At 71.9% G+C, this 5,227-nt stretch carries 3 protein-coding genes; 1 reads left to right on the top strand and 2 read right to left on the bottom strand.

All coding sequences use genetic code 11. From position 1 onward, the window contains the following. Nucleotides 1-431 (bottom strand): condensation domain-containing protein (locus GTY56_RS33945; protein ID WP_161369131.1); only part of this gene is annotated, 431 nt, incomplete at its 3' end. Between the two features lie 361 nt (nt 432-792). Here GTY56_RS33945 and GTY56_RS33940 point away from each other — a divergent pair. Next, complete coding sequence (locus GTY56_RS33940; protein WP_161369130.1) at nt 793-2,610, top strand: fatty acyl-AMP ligase; 1,818 nt, start codon at nt 793-795, stop codon at nt 2,608-2,610. A 388-nt stretch (nt 2,611-2,998) separates the two neighbouring features. On the opposite strand, the gene GTY56_RS33935 is transcribed toward GTY56_RS33940, so the two are convergent. Beyond that, nucleotides 2,999-5,227, bottom strand: a 2,229-nt coding sequence (locus GTY56_RS33935) for a non-ribosomal peptide synthetase (protein WP_161369129.1), incomplete at its 5' end; no start/stop codon positions are given.

The following is a 5,227-nucleotide window of genomic DNA, read 5'->3' as shown; positions in this document are numbered from 1 at the left end:
GGGCCCATGGACCAGCCGTCACCCGCGATGTGATGGACGACCACGGCCAGGGCGTGCTCGTCCGGCCCGGCCGAGAACAGCCAGGCGCGGATCGGCAGTTCGGACGTCAGGTCGAACTCGTGGCCGACGACGCCGGAGACGGCGCCTGCCAGGTCCGCGGGTGTTGCGGAGTCGGGCAGTTCCACCACCCGGAGCTCCCAGTCCAGGTCCGCGACGTCCGTGATCTGCTGATGGGGCTCGCCGTCGGTCACGGCGAAGGTGGTGCGGAGCACCTCGTGCCGCTCCAGGACGTCCCGCAGTGCCGCGCCCAGCGCCTCCCGGTCCACCGTGCCCGACAGCCGGAGGGCGACCGGGATGTTGTACGTCGCGCTGGGGCCCTCCAGCTGCGCGAGGAACCACAGCCGACGCTGCGCAAAGGACAACGGAATCATCAGGACCCTCCTGGTTACGTCCGGGACGCACGGCGGCCGTCCGCGCTTCGGTGGCGGTCGCCCTGCCGGAAACCAGGCGTTCCTGAATCACCGCCCGTGAAAACCGGGCAGTGGATGTCACCGACGGCATTTCATGGCACCGCGCCACACCACTGCCTCACCGCGCCCACTATGGCTCAGTGCCTATCGCTGATCAATCAATCGGGTCTGCGGCTGTTCAACTGTGCTGTGGCAGCAGTTGAACACCTGCGCCGGCAGCACCGGAGCGGCTTTAATCGAGGCCGAGTTGGCGAAGGTCGGTGCGGACGGGCCATGATTCCGCGACAGCGGGCATCATCTTCCATTGAGGGGCGGGAACGCCATGCTCCGACCTGGGTCCATCATCGACGTGGTTCGTTCGCACGCAGAGCGCCGGCCGGACGAAACAGCCTATTCCTTTCTGGCCGGCGACGCGTCCGGACTTCACATAACGCGGCAGCTGAGTTATAGCGAGCTCGATGCCAATGCGGCCGGAATTGCGACGGTGCTGCGGAATTCCCAGGAACCCGGCGACCGGGTACTGCTGGCCTGCCCCCCCGGTCCTGATTTCGTCGTGTCCTTTCTCGGCGCGCTGTACGCGGACGTCGTACCGGTGCCCGCTCCGCTGCCGTCCGGCAACAAAGGGCAGCAGGCGCGCGTGAACGGCATCATGACGTCGGCCGGGGTGAGCGCGGTGCTCACCGACGAGCGGAACTTCGACGAGGTCCGTGCCTGGCTCGCCGGGTCGGCTCCCGGGGTGTCCTGCCTTTCGGCCGAGCGGGCGGCCGCCGGGACCGGCCGGGCCTGGCGCCCGGCGGCCGTCGATCCGGACCGGCTCGCGTTCCTTCAGTACACCTCCGGGTCGACCAGCGATCCGCGCGGGGTGATGGTCAGTCATGCGAACCTCGTGGAAAACCTCGGACTGATCCAGCGGTCGTACGGGGTGCCCGACGGCGCTCGTGTCGGCGGCTGGCTGCCGCCGTACCACGACATGGGTCTGATGGGAACGTTGCTGTTGCCGTTGTTCATCGGCGGTCAGGGGTTCCTCATGGCGCCCGCGACCTTCCTCCGGCGGCCGGCGATGTGGCTGGAGATGATCGACAAGCATGACGTGGCGTTCAGTCCGGCGCCCAACTTCGCCTACGACCTGTGCGTGAGACGGGTGTCCGCGGAGCGGGCGGCGGCGCTGGACCTGTCGCGCTGGCGCTGGGCGGTCAATGGCGCGGAACCCGTGCAGAACGCCACCGTGCGGAACTTCGTCCAGCACTTCGCGTCGGCGGGGCTGCGGCCGGAGGCGGTCTGCCCGAGCTACGGAATGGCGGAGACGACCCTATTCGTCTCCGGCAGTCCGGGGCTGTCCGCCGCCGTCGTGAGCCGGGTCGACGCGGAGCGGTTCGAGCAGAACCGGTTCACGCCGACCGGGCAGGGCGAGGAGGCGCGGCTCGTCGTCAGCAGCGGGCCGGTCTCCGACGGTTTCGATCTGCGGATCGTCGATCCGCACTCGCTGCGGGAGCTCGCCGACGGCGAGATCGGCGAGATCTGGCTGCGGGGGCCGAGCGTCGCGCGGGGGTACTGGGGTCAGGAGGAGGAGACCGAACGGTCCTTCCGCGCCCGTACCGCGAGCGGCGCCGGTCCGTTCCTGCGGACGGGTGACCTGGGCGTACGCCACGAGGGCGAGCTGTATGTGACCGGCCGGATCAAGGAGGTCCTGATCCTCAACGGCCGCAACATCTATCCGCAGGACATCGAGCGCGAGGCGAGGGACCAGCATCCGGCGTGCGCGGACGGCGCCGGGGCGGCGTTCACGGTGACCGTGGACGGGGGCTCCGAGAGCGTCGTGCTCGTACAGGAGATCCGGTGGAGCGACCTGGACGAGGGAGCGCTGCGGGACCTGGCACGCGGCGTCATGGCCGGTCTGTCCGCGAGCATCGGCGTCCCCGTCGGCAACATCGTGTTCGTCAGGCCGGGCGCGGTGCTGCGCAGCACCAGCGGCAAGGTGCAGCGGGTCGCGATGCGCCGGCTCTTCGAGGACGCCGCCCTGACGCCGGTCACGGAGGAACTCGACGAGCGGGTGCGACGCGCGTACCGGCCACGGTCCGGGGAGCGGACGGAGCCGGGCGGGCCTGTCGTGTCCGCTGCCGCCGCCCGACGATCGGGCTGACCGCCGAAGGGCCCGCCGCCGCGCCCCGGACCGTCCGGGGCGCGGCGGCGGGCTTTTCCGTGTCCTGCGGCGGCGCCACGGACACCGCCCGTAGCGGCACCACCGCACGAGCGCGCCAAGGCACGATCACGCACGGGTCCCGGGCGGCGCCGTAGCGGGCCCCGGCTCGGGTGCCGCGGTGTGCGCCACCGTTCGGACCGCACCCCGCTCGGCCGCACACGTACGCGACGGCGCCGCCCGCAGTCATCCCGGGCGGCGCCGTAGCGGGCCCCGGCTCGGGTGCGGCGGTGTGCGCCGCCGTTCGGACCGCAGCCCGCTCGGCCGCACACGTACGCGACGGCGCCGCCCGCAGTCGTCCCGGGCGGCGCCGTCGCGGGCGCTCGGTGGGTCAGCTCGTGCTCCTGACGCGTCGCATCGGCCGCAGGCTCGGCCGGGCGGACTTCTCGTCGCCGATCTGCTGGGCGAACCCGGCGACCGTGGGCGCGTCGAACAGCGCCCGGATCGGGACGTCGACCCCGAGCTCGGCGCCGACCTGGGCGATCAGCAGGGTCGCCAGCAGCGAGTGCCCGCCCAGTTCGAAGAAGTCGTCGTCGACGCCCACGTTCTCCAGGCCGAGGACTCCGGCGAAGAGGGTGCACAGGAGTGCTTCCCGCTCGTCGGCGGGGCCCCGGCCCGTGCCCGCCATCCCAGCGAAGTCCGGGACCGGCAGCGCTCCCCGGTCCAGTTTCCCGTTCGGAGTCAGTGGCAGCGCGTCCAGTTCCACCACCGCGGCGGGCACCATGTACTCCGGCAGCCGCTCGGCCAGGAACTCCCGCACCGGTGTCGCCGGCTCTTCGCCGGCCGCGCCGGGCACCACGTAGGCGACCAGGCTGATGTCCCCCGGGGTGTCCTCGCGGGCGACCACCGCCGCCTGGGCGACCAGGGGGTGGGCGAGGACCGCGGACTGCACTTCGCCCGGTTCGATCCGGAATCCGCGGACCTTCACCTGCTCGTCGGCCCGGCCGGAGAACACCAGTTGCCCGTCCCCGGTCCAGCGCGCCCGGTCGCCCGTCCGGTACATGCGCGCACCCGGCTCGAACGGGTTGGCGACGAACCGCTCCGAGCTCAGCCCCGCGCGCCCCAGGTACCCGCGCGCCAGCCCGGCCCCCGACACGTACAGCTCGCCCGATACGCCGACGGGCACCGGACGCAGCCGGTCATCGAGCACGTACACCCGTGCGTTGAGGACCGGGGCACCGATGGGCGGCGCGATCTCGCCCGCCAGGGGGCGGCTCATGGTGGCGCACACCGTGGTCTCGGTCGGTCCGTAGGCGTTGATCATGCGGCGGCCCGAGGACCACTTCCCCACCAGCGCCGGAGGGCACGCCTCGCCCGCCACGATCAGCGTCATCCCGGCAGGCAGCCCGTCCTCGGGCAGTACCGCCAGCGCCGCGGGCGGCAGCGTCGCGTGCGTCACCCCGTGCCGCCGCAGCACTCCGGTCAGGCTCTCGCCGGGCAGCAGCTCGTCCGCCGGCGCCAGGACGAGACGCGCCCCCGAGAACAACGCCATGCACACCTCGGACACCGCGGCGTCGAAGCTCGGGGAAGCGAACTGCAGCACCCGGCTGTCGGGCTCGACGCCGAAGCGCTCGATCTGGGAGAAGGCGAGCCCGGCGATACCGGAGTGGGTCACCACGACGCCCTTGGGACGGCCGGTGGAGCCGGACGTGTAGATCACGTACGCCGGCGTGTCGAGTGTCAGCGGCGCCGTGCGTTCCGCATCCGAGACATCCGGAGCATTCGAGAAGTCCGGAACTTCGTGGTCGCCGCTGTCCGGCGCCGGCTCGTCCACCACCACCTGGGGCGCCGTCCCCGGCAGGGCCCCGGAGGTCGCCGCGTCCGTCAGCACACACACCGGAGCCGCGTCGCCCAGCATGTAGCCGATGCGTTCCGCCGGATACTCCGGGTCCACCGGCAGATACGCGCCGCCGGCCTTCGCCACCGCCAGCATCGCGACCAGCCAGGCCACCGAGCGGGGCAGGGCCACCGCCACGATCCGCTCCGGGCCGACGCCGAGGCCGATCAGCCGGCGTGCGAGCCGGTTCGCCCGGCTGTTCAACTCCGCGTACGAGACGGTGAGTTCGCCGATCTCCACGGCCACCGCGTCCGGAGCCTTGCATACCCGCTCCTCGAACAGCTCCGCAAGACCGGCGGCCGGCAGCGCCCGGCGCGAGTCGTTCCACTCGTCGAGGATCCGCGCCCGCTCCCCGGTGGTCAGCACGTCCACCGAGCCGATCCGCCGGCCCGGATCCTCCGTCACCGACTCCAGGAGCGTCACCAGGCGTTCCGCCAGGGACTCCACGGTGGAGCGGTCGAAGAGATCCGTCGCGTAGATGACGGCTCCGGTGATGCCTGCCGCCGCGCCTGCCGCGTCCCGCTTCTCACCCATGCTGAAGGCCAGGTCCAGCCGGGCCGATGTGGCCTCGACAGCGGCCGGTCCGATGTTCAGACCGGCGAGATCCAGATGGGCGGCCTCCTGGTTCTGGAGCGTCAGATTGACCTGGAACAGGGGGTGGTGGGCGAGCGAACGCGCCGGGTTGATCGCCTCCACCAGCTTCTCGAACGGCACTTCCTGGTG

The organism is Streptomyces sp. SID5643, from assembly GCF_009872555.1.
Taxonomy (GTDB): domain Bacteria; phylum Actinomycetota; class Actinomycetes; order Streptomycetales; family Streptomycetaceae; genus Streptomyces; species Streptomyces iakyrus.
The sequence above is the reverse complement of the archived record's forward strand: the minus strand, read 5'-3'. Positions and strand labels throughout refer to the sequence as shown.